This window comes from Kitasatospora sp. NPDC089797 (assembly GCF_040684795.1).
Lineage (GTDB): Bacteria > Actinomycetota > Actinomycetes > Streptomycetales > Streptomycetaceae > Kitasatospora.
Genome location: NZ_JBFBGS010000017.1, coordinates 79,747 through 95,651 on the forward strand (window position 1 = coordinate 79,747; position 15,905 = coordinate 95,651).

Below are 15,905 nucleotides of genomic sequence, written 5' to 3' on the forward strand. Positions count from 1 at the left end.
GAGCGGTCGGCGGTCGGGCCGCCGGGCCGGGAATTCCGATCCGGCCCGGTACGCCCGTAATGAACGGTTGTGTTCTCTATTTCCCAGGACTACCGTCGGTGGTGGTGAACGTGTCCGCCCCCGCCCCCGTTCACCCCCGAAACCATTGGGGGACCAGCCATGGCTTCTTCGCGCGCCCTGGCCGAGGCTCCGCCCGCGACCGCACGTCGGGGCCAGCACCCAGGGATAGCCCTCACCGTCATCGCGGCCACCCAGCTGATGGTGGTCCTGGACATCACGATCGTGAACATCGCCCTGCCGCACATCCAGCAGGCCCTGAGCTTCTCCACCACCGGTCTGTCCTGGGTGATCAACGCCTACACCCTGACGTTCGGCGGGCTGCTGCTGCTCGGCGGGCGCGCCGGGGACATCCTCGGGCGCCGGCGGGTGTTCATCGTCGGCGTGCTGCTGTTCAGCTTCGCCTCGCTGCTCGGCGGTGTCGCCCAGTCCTCCGGCTGGCTGCTGGCGGCCCGGGCGCTCCAGGGCCTGGGCGGGGCGATCGCCTCGCCGACCGCGCTGGCGCTGATCGCCACCAACTTCAAGGAGGGCCCGGATCGCAACCGGGCCTTCGGCGTCTACTCCGCCGTCGCCGGGGCGGGCGGCGCGGTCGGACTGCTGCTCGGCGGCATGCTGACCTCCTGGCTGTCCTGGCGCTGGGTGCTGTTCGTCAATGTACCGATCGGCATCGTGATCGCCCTGCTGGCGCCGCTCTACATCAACGAGTCCGAGCGGCACCCCGGCCGCTTCGACCTGCCCGGCGCGTTCAGCGCCACGGCGGGCGTGGTCTCCCTGGTGTACGGCTTCATCCGGGCCTCCGACCACGGCTGGACCGACGCCGTCACCCTCGCCTCCTTCGGCCTGGCCGTCCTGCTGCTGGCCGTGTTCCTGTTCATCGAACGGCGGGCGCCGCAGCCGATCACCCCGCTCCACCTGCTGCGCAGCCGCAACCGCTCGGGCGCGTTCGGGCTGATGCTGTGCGTGGCCGCGACCATGTTCAGCATCTTCTTCTTCATCACCCTCTTCGTGCAGGAGGTGCTCGGCTACAGCCCGCTGCGGGCCGGCTTCGCCTTCCTGCCGATCAGTGTCGCCATCGTCGCGGCCGCCCAGTTCGCCGCCCGCAACCAGATCCGCTTCGGCCCCAAGCCCTTCTTCGTGGCCGGGTCGCTGCTGGTGCTGGGCGGGGTCCTGTGGGCGACCCGGATCGACGTCCACAGCGACTACCCGGGCGGCGTCCTCGGCCCCACCCTGCTGTTCGGCCTCGGCATGGGCTCGATCTTCGTCCCGGCCACGCTGACCGTGGTGTCCCGGGTCGCCCCGCACGAGACCGGCGCGGCCACCGGGATGCTCAACACGATGCAGCAGGTCGGCGGTTCGCTCGGGCTGTCGATCCTGGTGACGGTGTACGGCACGGCGAGCCGCAACGCGGCCGGGCCGCAGGTCCGGGCGTTCCTCCGGCAGGCCACCCCGGCGCAGCTCGCCGAGTTCCGGGCGAGCGGGCGGCTGCCCGCGCCGTACTCCTCGGAGGTGCTGGTGCACGGCATCGCGACCGCCTTCCAGCTGGGGCTGGTGTTCGCCGGGCTGGCGGTGCTGATCGCGGTGTTCGTCATCCGGACGCGCCGGGTGCCGGCGACCGCGGACGTCGGCCCTTCGGGGGGCGGTACTTGACAGGCCGTCGGGGAGTCCAGGAGAGTCCTTCACGCAAATGGTTTTCATCTTCGTTAGCCGTTCCGCCGTGACCCCCCGTTCCCCGACCGCGCCCCCGCGCGCCCCGCGAAAGAGGACCCCCATGTCGCTCGACGTCTCCCCCGCCCTGCTCGACCAGGCCCGCAACGGCCGCGTGGACGAGGCCGACTTCCTCGACACCGTCCGCGCCTCGCTCCCGTACGCCTACCAGGTGGTCGCCGGGCTCAGCACCGAACTCGCCGCCGGTGACGCCGAGTTCGCCACGGACAACACCACGCCCAGCGACCAGCAGCGCGCCGAGCTGCTGCGCGCGCTGGCCAGCAACGCCATCCGCGGCAGCCTGGAGGACCACTTCGGCGTCAAGCTCGCCTTCGTCAACTGCCACCGCGTCGGCGCCTTCCGGCCCGGCTCCGAGGACAGCGCGGCCTACCGGGAGTTCACCTCGCTGCACAACCAGATCCGCAACCAGAGCCCGGAACTGCGCAGCTGCTGACCCGGCCGCGTCGGGTCCCGCCCGCCCGGGCGGGCGGGACCCCGCACCTGGCCCCGGCGCTGCCCCGGGTGGCCGGATGTTGCGCCGTGTTGCGGCACGTGTCGCCGCCTTGTCCGGATCGCGCCCCGATCTTGTCGAACCGCGGGACGTCTGCGTACGTTCGACGGGCACCACCCGTCCGGCCCCACCAGGGGCCGCAAGATGCCACGCGGAGTCGCCACCATGCCGACCACCCCCCGCCCGCTGCGGAGACTCGGCTTCCTCACCATCGGGCTCTTCGACGAGGCCGACCCGCGCCGGGGGCACGAGTCGACCCTCGACCTGATCACCCTCGGTGAGCAGCTCGGCTTCGACAGCGCGTGGCTGCGCCACCGCCACCTCCAGTACGGCATCTCCTCCCCCGTCGCCGTCCTCGCCGCCGCCAGCCAGCGCACCAGCCGGATCCACCTCGGCACCGCCGTCACGCCGCTCGGCTGGGAGAACCCGCTGCGGCTCGCCGAGGACCTCGCCACCGTCGACCTGCTCTCCGGCGGCCGGCTCAACCCCGGCTTCAGCGCCGGCCCGCCGACCCACTGGGAGCACGTGCGCGACGCGCTCTACCCCGACACCGCCGACCGGGAGGAGTTCGGCCACCGCCGCGCCGAACGGCTGCTCGCCCTGGTCCGCGGCGAGGACGCCTCCGACTTCGCCGGCACCGAGGGCATCGAGGTGTACTCGCGCCGCGTCCAGCCGCACTCCCCCGGCCTGGCCGACCGGCTCTGGTACGGCGCCGGCAGCCTGCGCTCCGCCCGCTGGGCCGGTGAGCACGGCCTCAACCTGCTCACCAGCAGCGTGGTCAAGCCCGAGCCCGGGCCCGGCCCCGGATCCGCCGACGCCGGATCGGCCGCGGTCGGCTCGGCCGACGCCGAACCGGCCACCGCCGCAGCGGACTTCGCCGTGATCCAGGCCCGGCAGATCCGCGCCTTCCGCGCCCTGCACCCGGACGGCGAGCGGGCCCGGGTCTCCCAGGGCCTGGTGGTCATCCCCACCGACAGCGCCACCCCCGAACAGCGTGCCAAGTACCGGGCGTACGCCCAGGCCCGTGCACCGCGCACGCTCGCCCCGCAGGGCCCGGCCGGGCTGCTCTTCGCGCCCGACCTGGTCGGCAGCTCCGCGGAGCTCGCCGAGCGGCTGCACGCCCACGCGGGCTTCCGGGAGGTGGACGAGGTCGCCTTCGCCCTGCCGTTCACCTTCGAACCCGAGGACTACGTGCAGATCCTCACCGACCTCGCCACCCGCCTCGGGCCCGCCCTCGGCTGGTCCCGCTCGACCCCCGGGCGGGACTGAGCGGCCGACCCGCCGGTGCGGCGGCCGCGCAGCGGCACCGGCCGCCGCCCGCACCCCACCGGCCGGCGCCGCTCCGCCCGCCCGGGCCCGCCCGGCGCGGCGGCCGCCGGCACCGTTCGGGCCCGCGACCGCCGCCCTGCGGGTCAGCCGAACTGCCGGACGCTCGACGGGCTTTCGGCCTCGTACGGCCGCCAGCCGTCCGCCGCGGGCCGGCCGGTGGCGACGAAGCCCGCCACCGCACGGGAGAAGGCCCCGCCGAGGGCGCGGGCCGCCGGGGTGACGGCACCGAGCATGGGACTGTCGGGGTAGGCGTCCAAGGTGTCGAAGAAGAAGGGGAGTTCGACGCAGTGCGCGGCACCGAGGCGGGCCGGGTCGTCGGCCGGGGCGTGGTCGAACCGGTAGACGTAGGCCGGGTTCCCGGCGGCGGCGTGGTGGCCGGCGAGGGCGAGGGTGTCGTCGCGGAAGAGGAACTCCGTGGCGACAGCGGTCAGTACCTCGCCCGGGGCGGCGCCCGGGAGCCGGGCGGCGGTGCGGTCGAACCGCCGCGCGCCGTCGGCGCGTTGCCCGGCCGCGATGGCGCGGGCCCGGTCGGCGGTGAGGGCCCGGATCCGCGGGTCGAAGGCGAAGAACGCGGTCATCTCGTCCCGGGTGGTGCCGGTCAGCAGCTCCTTGCCGTCGAGGCGGCCGGCGGCCAGGGCCTGCGGCCAGGTTGTCGGCATCCCGGCCCCGCCGAGGACGGGGTACATCGGCGGGGCCACCGCACCGGGGCGGGAGAGGTCCTGGGACAGCCGGTCGTAGGCGGCCAGCAGCCGCTCGACCGGCAGGGCGCGCAGCGCGGCGAGCGGGTCCGGGCTGCCGTCCAGCCCGAGCAGGCCGAGGTAGCGGCGGGCGTGCTCGGCGGCCTCCGCCGGGTCCTGCGGGGCGAGGCCGAACGGTCCGCTCTGGGCGATCAGGCGCTTGACGGACGGGCCGGTGACCGGGGAGAGGGCGAGGTAGAGGGCGGAGAACGCACCGGCGGACTGGCCGCCGACGGTGAGGGTGTCCGGGTCCCCGCCGAAGGAGGCGATGTTGCGCCGCACCCAGTCGAGGGCCGCGGCCTGGTCCCGGGTGCCCGGGTTGTCGACGCCGTGCTCCGGCAGGTGGAGGTAACCGAGCGGGCCCAGGCGGTAGTTGGCGGTGACCACGACGACCTGCCCGGCGGCGGCCGACCGACCGCCGTCGTACCAGTCCCAGCCGCCGGAGCCGCTGGTGAACCCGCCGCCGTGGAACCAGAGCAGGACGGGCAGGGCGGCCGGGGCGGCGCCGCCGGCCGGCAGCCGCGGGGTCCACACGTTCAGGGTCAGTGAGCCCTCCTCGTTCCAGTCGGGCGTGCGCGGGCCCATCACCGCCTCCAGCCGGGACGGGCGCTGCGGGACGGCCGGGCCGGGGCGGTCCGCCTCCCGCACGGCGGGCCAGGCCGGGTGGGGTTCGGGGGCGGCGAACCGCCGCTCCCCCACCGGCGAGGCGGCGTAGGGGATGCCGCGGAAGGCGGCGACGCCATCGTGCACGGTTCCCCGGACCCGGCCCGACCCGGTGGTCACGACCGGGCGCTCGATCGACTGCTCCATGACGGTCCGCCTTCCTCCCCGGCTCCTGGCCGGTCCCGCTCCCTGCGGGAACGGCTCAGGTCTATCGCCGATCGGCGGAAAGCGGCGACCCTCGGCGTCCTGCTGCGGAATGTGCGCCGCAGAGCATGGAATCCTGCCGGATATGGGACAAGCGAGAGCCGAACTCGACGAGACCGAGCGCCGGATCGCCGCGGTGCTGATGGCGTCCCCGCGCGCCTCCTGGCGCACGGTCGCCGACACCCTCGGCCTGTCCGAACGCACCGTGGTGCGCCGCGCGACGCCGCTGCTGCACGACGGCACCCTGCGGCCCACCGCCGTGCGCAACCCCGACCGCTTCCCGCGCCTGATCCCGATGGCCCTGCGGATCCGCTGCCGCCCCGGCCGGATCCGGGCGATCGCCGCCGGGCTCGCGCGCCGCCCCGACACCGTGTGGATCGACGTCCTCGGCGGCGGCGACGAGATCTGCACCGTGCTCTTCCTCGACGGCCCCGAGAGCCGCACCGCCCTCCTGCTGCGCGACCTCCCCGCCACCCCGGACGTCCGGTCCTGGGACGCCTACGACCTGATGAAGGTCTTCCCGGCGGGCTTCGTCTGGAGCGCCGGACTGCTGACCGCCGCCCAGTTCGAATCCCTGGCCCCGCTGCTGCGCGAGCCCGCCCCCGCGCCCGCGCTCCGGCCGCTGGACGAGGCCCTGATCGACCGGCTGACCGTGGACGCCCGCACGGGGTACGGCGAACTGGCCGCCGGGTTGGGCACCTCCGCCTCGACCGTGCGCCGCCGCCTGGACCAGCTCACCGCGGGCCACCTGCTGCGCCTCGCCTGCGAACTGGACCTGAGGCTGCTCGGCATCGGGACGGAGGCCCTGCTCTGGATCGCCACCGGCCCCGGCAGCCTGGAGGCGGTCGGCCACCGGCTGAGCCGCCACCCCCAGGTGCGCTTCGCCGCGGCGACCACCGGCGCGGCGAACCTGCTGGTCGCCGTCGCGGCCGAGGACCTCGGCGGGCTCTACGCCTTCCTGACCGGCACCGTGGGGGCGATCGACGACGTCCGGAGCCTGGAGGTGACCCGGATCCTCAGCACGGTCAAGCGCACCGGACTGGTCCGCCCGGCCTAGGCTGATGACCGTTTCCTCCCGCTATCCACCCCTTCACCGCCGAAGGAGCCGCCATGGCCCCCCACGCCGCGCTCTCCCCCCAGGAGGCCGCCGACCGGCTCGCCATCCGCGAGCTGGTCGACGCCTACGCGCACTGCGCCGACCGCCGCGACGCCGAAGGGCAGCTGGCGCTGTTCACCGAGGACACCCGGTTCCTGGTCTTCGAGGACGCCACCACGACCGAGCCCACCCGGGACCTGCACGGCCGGCAGGCGCTGGCCCCGGTCTTCGCCCAGCTGAACACCTACCAGGCCACCACCCACTTCAACGGCCAGAGCACCGTCGTGCTGGACGGCGAGCGCGCGACCGGGGAGAGCTACTGCCTGGCCCACCACCTCGCCGCCGCCCCGGGCGGCGCGCGGACCATCATGGTCGCGGCCATCCGCTACCTCGACGCGTTCGTCAAACAGGACGGCCGGTGGCTCTTCGCCGAACGCCGGCTGCTGGTCGACTGGACCGAGAGCCGCCTCTGCCGGCCCTGAGCAGCACCGGGCCGCCCGGCCGCTCCCGCTCCACCGGCCCGTCAGGGCCGACGCGGGTCCAGCACGGCGAACACCCTTTCGTGCTCACTCCGGGAGCCTGGCCACCGTCACATCGGGCCTGCCGTCGCCGTCACGCGGTGCGCCGGCCGGCCGTGGACGCCCGGACCTTCAGGGCCCAGTCGTGCCGACGCACCGCCCCGGGCTCGACCGCGCCCGCCAGCAGGTCGCTGAGCAGGGCCGCGCACGCCCGTCCGTACTCCGAGGGGCGCAGGTCGACCGCGGTGACCTGGGGGCCCGAGCCGCGCGCCGCCGCTCCGTCGACGCAGGCCGCCACCAGCAGGTCGGTGCCGACCCGCCGGCCGGCCCGGGCCGCGGCCGCCAGCACGCCCGGAACCGCGCCGTCGGGGGCGCACACCACCGCGTCCGCGTCGACGGGACCGCCGAGCAGCTCGGCGGTGGCCGCCTCGGCCTCGACCGGGGTCGCCGCGAACGGCACCGTCCGCACCGCCACCTCGACGCCCTCGCGCCGGCTCCAGGCACCGGCCGCCGCCCGGAGCGCGGCGGCCCAGTCGGAGCCGGGGTCGGGGGCGAGCAGGGCCGGGCGCCGGGCGCCGCGCTCCGCGAGGTGGTCCAGCAGGGCGATCAGCGAGGCGGCGTTGTCGCACACCACGGCACCGCTCGGCGCGACGCCCCCGCCCAGGTACCGCTCCCCGGTGACCACCGGGACCCCCGCGTCCAGCAGGTCGGGGACCTCCGGGTCGTCGACCTCGGGATCGATCACCAGCAGGCCGTCCACCCGCGCGGCCAGCCCGCCGCCGGCCACCGAGCCGGGGGCGAGCAGGACGAGGTCCAGCCCGTCCTCGCGCGCCCGCTCGACCGCCCCGAACGCCAGGTTCATGTAGTAGTCCAGGCGGGTCGCGGTGCGCGGCAGGTGGAGTCCGATCGCGCCGGTGCTGGCCCGGCGCAGGCTGCGCGCCGCGCTGTTCGGCCGGTAGCCGAGCTGCCGGGCCACGTCCTGGATGTGCGCCCGGGTGGCCTCGGAGACCCGGCCGGAGCCGCCGAGCGCGTTGGAGGCGGTGCTCTTGGACACCCCGGCCGCCCGGGCCACGTCGATCAGGGTCACGGAGCGGCTGGTCACAGCCCGGAAGTCTAGACGCAGCGCGACCCGATCTCCCCCTGCGGTCGACACTTCCTTGCTGGATCGTTCCAGCACACTTAGGATGCCGCCTGCTGGAACGATCCAGCACGGCCGCCGGCACCGACCGGCCCGTACGGCTGGCAGCGTGACCGCCGGGACCGGGCCGTCCGGCCCGACGGCGGCGCCCCTGCCGCCCCGACCACCTGGGAGACACCCGTATGACGCGCGGATTCGATGTCGTGGAGACCGGTCTCGCCGACCTGCGCGCGGCGCTGGAGGACGGCCGGACCACCGCGGTCGGGCTGCTCGACGCCTACCTCGCCCGGATCGCCGCCTACGACGCGCCCGGCACCGCCACCGCGCTCAACGCGCTGGTCGTGCTCAACCCGGACGCCCGCGCCGACGCCGAGGCCTCCGACGCCCGCCGGGCGCGCGGCGAGACCCTCGGCCCGCTCGACGGCATCCCGTACACCGCCAAGGACAGCTACCTCGCCAAGGGGCTCACCGCGGCCGCCGGTTCACCGGCCTTCGAGCACCTGGTCGCCCAGCGCGACGCCTTCGCCATCGAGCGGCTGCGCGCGGGCGGGGCCGTCCTGATCGGCCTCACCAACATGCCGCCGATGGCCAACGGCGGCATGCAGCGCGGCGTCTACGGCCGCGCGGAGAGCCCCTACAGCGCCGACTGGCTCACCAGCGCCTACGGCTCCGGCTCGTCCAACGGCTCCGGCACGGCCACGGCGGCGTCCTTCGGCGCCTTCGGCCTCGGCGAGGAGACCTGGTCCTCGGGCCGGGCGCCCGCCTCCAACAACGCGCTGTGCGCCTACACGCCCAGCCGCGGCGTGATCTCGGTGCGCGGCAACTGGCCGCTGGTCCCGACCATGGACGTCGTGGTGCCGCACACCCGCACCATGGCCGACCTGCTCGAACTGCTCGACGTCATCGTGGCCGACGACCCGGAGACCCGCGGCGACCTGTGGCGCGCGCAGCCCTGGGTGGCCCTGCCCGCCTCCTCCGAGGTGCGCCCGGCCTCCTACCCGGCGCTCGCCCCGGCCGACCCCGCGGCAGCCCGGGCCGCGCTGGCCGGCCGGCGCGTCGGCGTCCCCCGGATGTACATCAACGCCGACCCCGACGCGGGCAGCAACCCGGACGGCGGCATCGGCGGCCAGACCGGGCAGCGGGTCGACACCCGCCCGTCGGTGCTCGCCCTGTGGGAGGCCGCGCGCCGCGACCTGGAGGCGGCCGGTGCCGAGGTCGTCGAAGTCGACTTCCCGGTCGTGTCGAACTACGAGTCCGACCGCCCCGGCGCGCCCTCCCTGCTCACCCGGGGCCTGGTCGGCCGCGACTTCCTCACCGTCGAGATCGAGGACCTCTCCGCCTGGGCCTGGGACGACTTCCTGCGCGCCAACGGCGACCCCCGGCTGAGCACCCTGACCGAGGTCGACGGCGACCGGATCTGGCCCAAGCACGAGGGCGAACTCCCCGACCGCTACCCCGGGTTCGACGACTCGATCGTCGACTACCCGCGCTTCGTGCGCGAGCGGCCCCACGCGTCCTTCACCGACATGCCGCACCTGGCGGAGGGCCTGCGCGGGCTGGAGGAGACCCGCCGGGTCGACCTGGAGCTCTGGATGGACGAACTCGGCCTGGACGCCGTGGTGTTCCCGACCGTCGCCGACGTCGGCCCGGCGGACATGGACGTGAACGAGGCCTCCGCCGACCTCGGCTGGCGCAACGGCGTCTGGGTCGCCAACGGCAACCTGGTGCCCCGCCACCTCGGCATCCCGACCGTGACCGTGCCCATGGGCACGATGGCCGACATCGGCATGCCGGTCGGCCTGACCTTCGCCGGCCGCGCCTACGACGACAACGCCCTGCTCACCCTCGCCGCGGCCTTCGAGGCGACCGGGAACCGGCGGACCGAGCCGACCCGCACGCCGCGCCTCCCGGCGGAGTGACCAGGACGGGGTGATCACCGCGGAGTGACCACGACGGCGGCGTGCGGCACCGGGCAGGACGGTGCCGCACGCCGCCGTCACCGGGCGCTGCGGGGCGGGCGGATCAGGCGCTCTGCTCCTGCTCGGCCTCCACCTGGGCGTTCCACTCGCGCTTGGCCGCCCGCCAGGCCTCGTCGTCCTGGCCGAACCGCCAGTAGCCCGAGATCGACAGCCGCTCGCGCGGGATGCCGCGCTCCACCCGCAGCAGCCGGCGCAGTTCCTTCACGAAGCCCGCCTCGCCGTGCACGAACGCGGACGCCGTGCCGGCCGGGAACTCCAGGGCGCCGACCGCCTCGATCAGCGCCTCGCCGACCGGGCGCGCGCCGCGGTGCAGCCAGGTGACCTCGACCCCGGCGGGCGAGGCGATCTTCTGCTCCTCCGCGGCGTCCGAGACCTCGACGAAGGCGTGCACCACGGCATCGGCCGGCATCCGCTCCAGCGCCGCGGCGATCGCGGGCAGTGCGCTCTCGTCCCCCGCCAGCAGGTGCCAGTCGGCGTCCGACTCGGGCGCGTAGCCACCGCCGGGGCCCAGGAAGCGCACCGTCTCACCGGGCTGTGCGCGGGCCGCCCACGGCCCGGCCAGCCCCTCGTCGCCGTGCACCACGAAGTCGACGACCAGTTCGCGCAACTCCGGGTCCCAGGCCCGCACGGTGTACGTCCGGGTCACCGGCCACTGCTCGGGCGCGAACTCCTCACGGATCCGGGCGATGTCGAAGGGCTCCGGGTAGCTCACGCCCGCAGGCGCGAAGAGCACCTTGATGTAGTGGTCGGTGAACTCGGCCGCGTCGAAGTCGTCCAGCCCGGCACCGCCGAGCACCAGGCGCACCATGTGCGGCGTGATCCGCTCGGTGCGCAGTACCTGTGCTTCGCGGGCCCGCGGTGTCCGGCGGGTCGGTCGGTCTGCCATGGCATCCCCCTGGGCGGCCTGATCGTGCATCATGGTTAGGTTTGCCTAACCTAGCACCTCCCGGGACGGCGTGGCACGCCTGCCACCTCCCGCACCGGCTCAGCGGCCGGCCGCGTAGCCCTGCATGCCGCGCGGGTTGGCGCCCGCCGACAGCACCCCGGTCTCCGGGTCGCGGGCGACGGCGCACAGCCGCCCCTCCGACCACGGTGCCCCGACGGTGACCTCGTGTCCGCGTCGGCGCAGCCGCTCGACGGTGCCCGGGTCGAACCGGGCTTCCAGACAGAGGCTGCCGGGCCGGCTGCGGCGGGGGTGGAAGGAGCTGGGGAAGCCCTCGGTGTGCCAGTTCGGCGCGTCGACGGCGCCCTGGAGGTCGAGCCCGCCGCGCACCGGCGGGCGCAGCGCCACGGCGAGGAAGAAGTGCAGGCTCCACTGGTCCTGCTGGTCGCCGCCCGGGGTGCCGAAGGCCAGCACCGGCCGGTCGCCGCGCAGCGCGAGCGAGGGCGACAGGGTGGTGCGGGGGCGGCGCCCGGGGGTGAGGGTGCCCGGCAGTCCGGGGGTCAGCGAGGTCATCTGGAGCCGGGTGCCGAGCGGGAAGCCGAGGCCGGGGACGACCGGGTTGGACTGGAGCCAGCCGCCGCTGGGGGTGGCGGAGACCAGGTTGCCCCAGCGGTCGACCACGTCCAGGTGGCAGGTGTCGCCCCGGGTGGCGCCGTCGCTCCCGACGGTCGGCTCACCGGCCCCGGGCGCGTCCGCCACGTCCTCCCCGGGCAGCACGTACTCCGCGAGGCGGGGTTCCCGCCCCTCTGGGCTGCCGGGCCTGAGGTCGTACGACGCCTGGTCCCCGATCAGGCCGCGCCGGGCGTCGTTGTACGAGGGCGACAGCAGCGCCCCGAGCGGCACCTCGGCCGCGTCGCCGTACCAGGCCTCGCGGTCGGCCATCGCGAGCTTGGTGCCCTCGACCAGGACGTGGACGTACTCGTCCTCGTCGAGCGACCCCAAGTCCTCCGGCAGCAGGGCGAGTTGCTGGAGGAACGCCGGGCCCTGGCTCCACGGCCCGGGCTTGGCGACCGTCCAGCCGTTCCAGCTGTACGTCACCGGCTCCTCGTAGTGCGCGCTGAACGACGCCAGGTCGTCCCCGGTCAGGGTGCCCGCGTGGCGCTCGCCGGAGGTGTCCAGCGCGGGCCGGGCGGCGAAGCCGGCGAGGGCCTCGGCGACGAAGCCCTCCCGCCAGATCCGCCGGGCGGCGTCGATCTGCGTCTCGCGGCCGGTTCCGGCCGCCTCGGCCTCCCGGAGCAGCCGCCGCCAGGTCGCGGCGAGGGCCGGGTTGGTGAGCAGCGCGCCGGGCCGCGGCGGCCGCCCGTCCGGCAGGTAGACCTCCGCCGAGCTGGTCCACTCCTTCTCGAACAGCTCCTGGACGGTCTCGACGGTGCGTCCGACCCCCTCCACCGCCGGGTGCCCGTGCGCGGCGTAGCCGATCGCGAAGCGCAGCACGTCGGCGAGCCGCCTGGTGCCGTGGTCGCGCAGCAGCAGGAGCCAGGCGTCGACGGCTCCGGGCACGGCGGCCGCCAGCGGGCCCGTCCCGGGAACCAGCGAGAGGCCGAGCGCCCGGTAGTGCCCGACGCTCGCCCCGGCCGGGGCCGGGCCCTGTCCGCAGAGCACCCGCACCGGCCCGTCCGCCGGTGCCAGGATGATCGGCACCTCCCCGGCGGGCCCGTTCAGGTGCGGCTCGACCACCTGGAGGGTGAACCCGGCGGCCACCGCCGCGTCGAAGGCGTTCCCGCCGTCCTCCAGCACCGCCATCCCGGCCGCCGACGCCAGCCAGTGCGTGGACGACACCATCCCGAAGGTCCCCTGCAGCGTCGGCCGGGTCGTGAACATCGCTTCCCCCTCCGTGCCCGTGCAATTCCGTGCCCGTGCGATCGGAAGGAATCCTGGCCGTTCACGGGCGGTTTGTCACCACCACCGCGGCGGCGGGCGGCACGGCCGTCACCCGGTGAACGCCTGGGTCCCGAGCACGGTGAGCAGGGCGAGCCGCTCGGCGGCCTCGGTGCCGGGCTCGGCGGTGTAGACCATGATGCGCAGGTCGCGGCCCGCCACGGTCAGCACGTCGCAGTCCAGCGTCAGCGGGCCGACCTGCGGATGGTCGATGGTCTTGTGCGCGGCCTCGTGCCGCCCGACCGTCCCGGAGTCCCACAGCTCGGCGAACCGCTCGCTGCCCGCGTGCAGTTCCCCGACCAGTTGCCGCAGGCGCCGGTCGGCCGGGTAGCGGTCGGCGGCCGCGCGCAGGTCGGCGACCAGGGCGGCCTCGAAGGCGCGCCGGGACTCCGGCGTGTGCCGGGCCCGGCTGCCGGGGCCGAGGAAGTGCCGCCACACGCCGTTGCGTTCGCTGCCGCGCCAGCCGGACGGATCGCCCATCAGCGCCGCGTACGGCGGGTTGGCGGTCAGCAGGGTCCAGGTGGCGTCGTAGACCGCCACCGGTGTCCCGGCCAGCCGGTCCAGCAGCCGCTGGACGCTCGGGCCGACGTGGGTGGGCACCGTCTCCGGGCCCGGCGGCGCCAGCCCGGCCAGCCGGAACAGGCGGTCGCGCTCGTCGTCCGACAGCCGCAGCGCCCGGGCCAGGGCACCGACCACCTGGGCCGAGGGGTTGGCGGCGCGCCCCTGTTCGAGCCGGGTGACGTAGTCGGCGGAGATGCCCGCCAGCAGCGCCAGCTCCTCCCGGCGCAGCCCTGCGGCCCGCCGGTGCCCACCGCTCGGCAGCCCGGCGGCCTCCGGTGCGCACCGGTCCCGCCAGCGCCGCACCGCCCGTCCGAACTCCGCGTCCGCCATTGCTGCCATGCCCGCCAGTCTGCCCTCCGCACGGACCGGTCCGCCTGGTACCGCTGGTCCCAGTCAGAGCTGATCCCAGGACTGACGGACGGCTGGCTGCCCGCGCCGCACCGGCGAATGCTGGAGCCATGACGACAACACTGATCACCGGGGCCAACAAGGGCCTGGGCTACGAGACCGCCCGCCGGCTCCTCGCCGCCGGCCACACCGTCTACCTCGGATGCCGGGACGCCGAACGCGGCCGCCGGGCCGCCGAGGAACTCGGCGCCCGGTTGGTGCTGCTCGACGTCACCGACGACGCGTCGGTGGCCGCGGCAGCGCGGGCGGTCGAGGCCGACGGCGGGCTGGACGTCCTGGTCAACAACGCCGGCATCGAGGCCCGGACCGGGGACAACGCCGTGGTCGGCGCCGCGGACGTCACCGGCGAGCTGATGCGGCGGGTCTTCGACACCAACGTCTTCGGCCCGGTGCGCGTCCTGCACGCCTTCCTCCCGCTGCTGCTGCGCTCCGCGTCGCCCGTCGTGGTGAACATCAGCAGCGGCCTGGCCTCGCTGACCCGGGTCAGTGAGCCCGGCACGCCGACCCACGCCTACCCGGGGGTCGCCTACCCGGCGTCGAAGGCGGCGGTCAACATGGTCACCGTGCAGTACGCCAAGGCCTTCCCGGCCCTGCGGATCAACGCGGTGGAGCCCGGCTACACGGCGACCGACCTGAACGGGAACACCGGCGTGCAGTCCGTGGCGGAGGGCGCGGAGATCATCGTCCGGATGGCCCAGCTGGGCCCGGACGGCCCCACCGGCGGCTACTTCGACATCCACGGCCGCCTCCCCTGGTGAGTCCGGGCCCGGGCCCGGCTACACCGCGTCGGCGGGCAGCCGGTCCTGGCCGACCAGGCGGTGGCCGCGTTCCGCCGACTCCCGGACGGCGGCGAAGCCGTAGCCGCGCATCTCCTCCTCGTAGTCCCGCAGCGCGGCGGTGAGCGGGCGGCCCCCGGCGGCCTCGGTCAGCCGGGCGGTGAGCACCCGGGCGTCGCGCAGGGCGGTGTTGGCGCCGACGCCGAGGGTCGGGCTCATGGTGTGGACGGCGTCGCCGAGCAGGGTGACCGGGCCGGTCGGCCAGGCCGGGACGGGGACGCTGCTGCGGACCGTGACCGGGAAGACCGAGGCCGGGTCCTGGCGGGCGACCAGCTCGGCGAGCGCCGGGTGCCAGCCGTCCAGCAGGGAGAGCGTCAGCGCCTGCCGCCCGGCCCCGTCGAGTCCGAACAACTGCTCGTCGGTGCAGGGCAGTTGTTCCCGTCGGGCGCCGAACACGCAGGCCAGGTAGTCGGTGTCCGGGCTGAGCGCGATCCCCGGGGCCAGCCGGGCGGCCGCCTCCTGCTGGGGTTCGCGGTAGCGGACCGGGGCGAGGCCGAGGAAGCGGCGCTGCGGGCCGAGGACGGTGGTCCACAGGCCCAGCAGCTCGGCCGGGAGCAGTTGTTCGGCGTCGGCCAGCGGCACCTTGCCGTACAGCAGCCGCAGTCCGGCGTCGACCACCCGGGCCCCGGGCAGGTGCTGCCTGCGGGTCGCGGAGCTGACCCCGTCGGCGCCGACCAGGACGTCCGCCTCGGCGCTGCTACCGTCCGCGAAGTACGCGGTGACCATACGGCCGCTCTCGTAGCGGGTCAGGGCGCTGCCGTAGTGCACGGCCCCGTCCAGCCCGGCGAGCAGGATCTGCCGCAGCGTCCGGCGGTTGACCGCGAGGTGCCCGCCGCCGGGCAGGTCGGCGGCGGGCGGCTGCTCCTGGGCGTGCAGCAGGCCGAGTCGGTGGTCGTAGGCGGCCGTCCGACGGCCGGGGGTGCCGGCGGTGGCGGCGAACAGCGCGAACGCCGGGGGCGTCAGCACCGCCTTGAGCGCGGCGATGCCGTCGGAGTCGATGCGGATGCGGTAGCCCTGGTCGCGGAACTCGGGGCCCGGGTCCTTCTCGTGGACGGAGAACCCGATCCCCGCCCGCCGGAGCCCTTGCGCGAGGGCCAGGCCGCCCAGGCCGCCCCCGGCGATGATGACATGAAGATCCGACACAGCCGTGTCCCTTCTCGATCGTGAAAACGAGGAAGGGACGCACCGGTTGTGCCGCGACGGGCACGTGTACGAGCGGCGGACCGCCGTCCGGACTACCTACCGGACCGTGGCTTTCGTACGTCCACCGGGACGGTAGCACAACCCCCGTGCCGCGGAGGCCCGTTGCCTCAGCCACCACCTTCGGGGCCGGAGTCTTACCG

The 15,905-nt window shown here is 75.3% G+C and carries 13 protein-coding genes; 7 read left to right on the top strand and 6 right to left on the bottom strand.

Annotated features, from left to right (window positions below; genetic code table 11):
- The first annotated feature begins 159 nt into the window (after positions 1–159).
- The 3 genes from AB0O91_RS15765 to AB0O91_RS15775 all read left to right on the top strand — a co-directional run bounded on the left by AB0O91_RS15765 (position 160) and on the right by AB0O91_RS15775 (position 3,541).
- Entirely contained in the window at positions 160–1,704 is a 1,545-nt protein-coding gene (locus AB0O91_RS15765; protein WP_363432581.1) for an MFS transporter, read from the top strand.
- Positions 1,705–1,825: 121 nt separating this feature from the next.
- Positions 1,826–2,215, top strand: coding sequence for an SCO5389 family protein (locus AB0O91_RS15770; protein ID WP_363432584.1), 390 nt, complete (start codon positions 1,826–1,828; stop codon positions 2,213–2,215).
- Positions 2,216–2,437: 222 nt separating this feature from the next.
- On the top strand, positions 2,438–3,541 hold the full coding sequence (locus AB0O91_RS15775) for an LLM class flavin-dependent oxidoreductase (RefSeq protein ID WP_363432587.1): 1,104 nt from the start codon (positions 2,438–2,440) through the stop codon (positions 3,539–3,541).
- 143 nt (positions 3,542–3,684) lie between these two features.
- On the opposite strand, the gene AB0O91_RS15780 is transcribed toward AB0O91_RS15775, so the two are convergent.
- The gene (locus AB0O91_RS15780; RefSeq protein ID WP_363432590.1) at positions 3,685–5,148 is read right to left on the bottom strand and encodes a carboxylesterase family protein; all 1,464 of its coding nucleotides are present in this window, start codon (positions 5,146–5,148) and stop codon (positions 3,685–3,687) included.
- 142 nt (positions 5,149–5,290) lie between these two features.
- Between AB0O91_RS15780 and AB0O91_RS15785 the strand changes: the two genes are divergently transcribed.
- Together AB0O91_RS15785 and AB0O91_RS15790 are read left to right on the top strand one after the other, a co-directional pair.
- Positions 5,291–6,262 (top strand): Lrp/AsnC family transcriptional regulator, encoded by a 972-nt coding sequence (locus AB0O91_RS15785; RefSeq protein WP_363432592.1) that lies wholly within the window; start codon positions 5,291–5,293, stop codon positions 6,260–6,262.
- A 53-nt stretch (positions 6,263–6,315) separates the two neighbouring features.
- Positions 6,316–6,783: a nuclear transport factor 2 family protein gene (locus AB0O91_RS15790; protein WP_363432595.1), complete on the top strand. Its 468-nt coding sequence runs from the start codon at positions 6,316–6,318 to the stop codon at positions 6,781–6,783.
- 130 nt (positions 6,784–6,913) lie between these two features.
- On the opposite strand, the gene AB0O91_RS15795 is transcribed toward AB0O91_RS15790, so the two are convergent.
- Positions 6,914–7,921 carry a LacI family DNA-binding transcriptional regulator gene (locus tag AB0O91_RS15795; RefSeq protein ID WP_363432597.1) on the bottom strand — a complete coding sequence of 336 codons (1,008 nt, stop codon included), beginning with the start codon at positions 7,919–7,921 and terminating at the stop codon, positions 6,914–6,916.
- A gap of 218 nt (positions 7,922–8,139) precedes the next feature.
- Between AB0O91_RS15795 and AB0O91_RS15800 the strand changes: the two genes are divergently transcribed.
- A complete protein-coding gene (locus AB0O91_RS15800) occupies positions 8,140–9,876 on the top strand; it encodes an amidase (protein ID WP_363432599.1) in 1,737 nt (578 codons plus the stop codon).
- A 103-nt stretch (positions 9,877–9,979) separates the two neighbouring features.
- Here the strand turns inward: AB0O91_RS15800 and AB0O91_RS15805 are convergent, their stop codons facing one another.
- From AB0O91_RS15805 to AB0O91_RS15815, 3 genes are all read right to left on the bottom strand, one after another.
- A complete protein-coding gene (locus AB0O91_RS15805) occupies positions 9,980–10,822 on the bottom strand; it encodes a siderophore-interacting protein (protein WP_363432602.1) in 843 nt (280 codons plus the stop codon).
- Positions 10,823–10,921: 99 nt separating this feature from the next.
- Positions 10,922–12,700: a gamma-glutamyltransferase gene (locus AB0O91_RS15810; RefSeq protein ID WP_363432605.1), complete on the bottom strand. Its 1,779-nt coding sequence runs from the start codon at positions 12,698–12,700 to the stop codon at positions 10,922–10,924.
- A 108-nt stretch (positions 12,701–12,808) separates the two neighbouring features.
- A complete protein-coding gene (locus tag AB0O91_RS15815; protein WP_363432770.1) occupies positions 12,809–13,648 on the bottom strand; it encodes a helix-turn-helix transcriptional regulator in 840 nt (279 codons plus the stop codon).
- A 128-nt stretch (positions 13,649–13,776) separates the two neighbouring features.
- On the opposite strand from AB0O91_RS15815, the gene AB0O91_RS15820 reads away from it, so the two are divergent.
- Complete coding sequence (locus AB0O91_RS15820) at positions 13,777–14,484, top strand: SDR family NAD(P)-dependent oxidoreductase (RefSeq protein WP_363432608.1); 708 nt, start codon at positions 13,777–13,779, stop codon at positions 14,482–14,484.
- Positions 14,485–14,502: 18 nt separating this feature from the next.
- On the opposite strand, the gene AB0O91_RS15825 is transcribed toward AB0O91_RS15820, so the two are convergent.
- Entirely contained in the window at positions 14,503–15,705 is a 1,203-nt protein-coding gene (locus AB0O91_RS15825; protein ID WP_363432611.1) for an FAD-dependent monooxygenase, read from the bottom strand.
- Positions 15,706–15,905 lie beyond the last annotated feature (200 nt).

Bases quoted from the DNA above. Each gene is read 5' to 3' on its own strand.
- AB0O91_RS15765 (WP_363432581.1), top strand. From the start codon at position 160: ATGGCTTCTTCGCGCGCCCTGGCCGAGGCTCCGCCCGCGACCGCACGT.
- AB0O91_RS15770 (WP_363432584.1), top strand. From the start codon at position 1,826: ATGTCGCTCGACGTCTCCCCCGCCCTGCTCGACCAGGCCCGCAACGGC.
- AB0O91_RS15775 (WP_363432587.1), top strand. From the start codon at position 2,438: ATGCCGACCACCCCCCGCCCGCTGCGGAGACTCGGCTTCCTCACCATC.
- AB0O91_RS15780 (WP_363432590.1), bottom strand. From the start codon at position 5,148: ATGGAGCAGTCGATCGAGCGCCCGGTCGTGACCACCGGGTCGGGCCGG.
- AB0O91_RS15785 (WP_363432592.1), top strand. From the start codon at position 5,291: ATGGGACAAGCGAGAGCCGAACTCGACGAGACCGAGCGCCGGATCGCC.
- AB0O91_RS15790 (WP_363432595.1), top strand. From the start codon at position 6,316: ATGGCCCCCCACGCCGCGCTCTCCCCCCAGGAGGCCGCCGACCGGCTC.
- AB0O91_RS15800 (WP_363432599.1), top strand. From the start codon at position 8,140: ATGACGCGCGGATTCGATGTCGTGGAGACCGGTCTCGCCGACCTGCGC.
- AB0O91_RS15805 (WP_363432602.1), bottom strand. From the start codon at position 10,822: ATGGCAGACCGACCGACCCGCCGGACACCGCGGGCCCGCGAAGCACAG.
- AB0O91_RS15810 (WP_363432605.1), bottom strand. From the start codon at position 12,700: ATGTTCACGACCCGGCCGACGCTGCAGGGGACCTTCGGGATGGTGTCG.
- AB0O91_RS15815 (WP_363432770.1), bottom strand. From the start codon at position 13,648: ATGGCGGACGCGGAGTTCGGACGGGCGGTGCGGCGCTGGCGGGACCGG.
- AB0O91_RS15820 (WP_363432608.1), top strand. From the start codon at position 13,777: ATGACGACAACACTGATCACCGGGGCCAACAAGGGCCTGGGCTACGAG.